General features: G+C 74.8%; 1 protein-coding gene. It reads right to left on the bottom strand.

The genetic code is table 11. The features are described from left to right. Positions 1-870: DNA polymerase III subunit delta (holA, locus tag D8M29_RS12415; RefSeq protein WP_127446031.1), on the bottom strand; the 870-nt coding region annotated here is incomplete at its 3' end. Positions 871-968 lie beyond the last annotated feature (98 nt).

Here is a 968-nt window from a genome sequence, read left to right as displayed (position 1 = left end):
CTGGATGTAGCGCACCTGGAACGGGGCCACCCCGAGCAGGGACGGCAGCTCGGCGGCGGGCCGGCGGGCGTCGATCATCCGCGCCACCTGCCGCGCCTTGAGCGCGAGTGCCGCGGTGATCATCACCGGGTGGACGCCGGTGGCCATCGCGTGCCGCACGAGGGAGACGGCCCTCGCCGCCTGCCCCTCGAGCGCCGCGTCGGCCACCGCGAAGCTCGTGGCCTCCACGCGGCCGCTGTAGTACGTGTCCACGGTCTCGACGCTGACGACGCCCTCGGTGTCGTCGACGAGCTGGGCGCACGCGGCCGCGAGCTCCGTGAGCGAGGCGCCGGTGGCGCGGATGAGCGCGCGGGCCGCCTCCTCGTCGATGCGCCGACGCCGGTCGCGGAACTCGGCCTGCACGAAGGCCAGCCGCTCCTCGTCCTTCTTCAGCGGCACGCATTCGACCACCGTGCCGGCCTTCGCGACGGCATCCAGCAGCCTCTTGCCGCGGGTGCCGCCGGTGTGACGCAGCACGAGCGTGACGTCGTCCGCGCCGGGGCCCTGCTGGACGAGGCGCAGGGCGTCCTCGAGGAACGCATCGTTCATGGCCTCGAGGCCCTCGACCGTGATGAGGGTGGGCTCGGCGAAGAGGGACGGGCTGGCCGCGGTGGCCAGCTGGCCGGGCTGGTACTCCCCCGCGCGGAGCCGGTGGATCTCCAGCTGACCGTGACGCTCGCGCAGAGCCTGGGTCACGCGGTCCGTCACCCAGCGGGCGGCATGGTCCTCGGGCCCCTTGAGGAGCATGAGCGGGGCGGGCTCGGCCCTCCGCCAGGCCAGCGGGTCGGTGCGGCCGGCTCGGCCGGAACGGGGGCTGCGGGCGGCGGACATGCGTCCCATCCTAAGGTCCGGTGCGGACGCTCGAGGGCGGGCGGACGGTGTGGACCGCGATCTCGGGCGCGCCGTCGGGGTCGGGGCCGTCCGAGATA

This window comes from Micrococcus sp. HSID17227, from assembly GCF_003989405.1.
GTDB classification, from domain to species: domain Bacteria; phylum Actinomycetota; class Actinomycetes; order Actinomycetales; family Micrococcaceae; genus Micrococcus; species Micrococcus luteus.
This window is presented reverse-complemented; position numbering and strand designations above follow the sequence as displayed.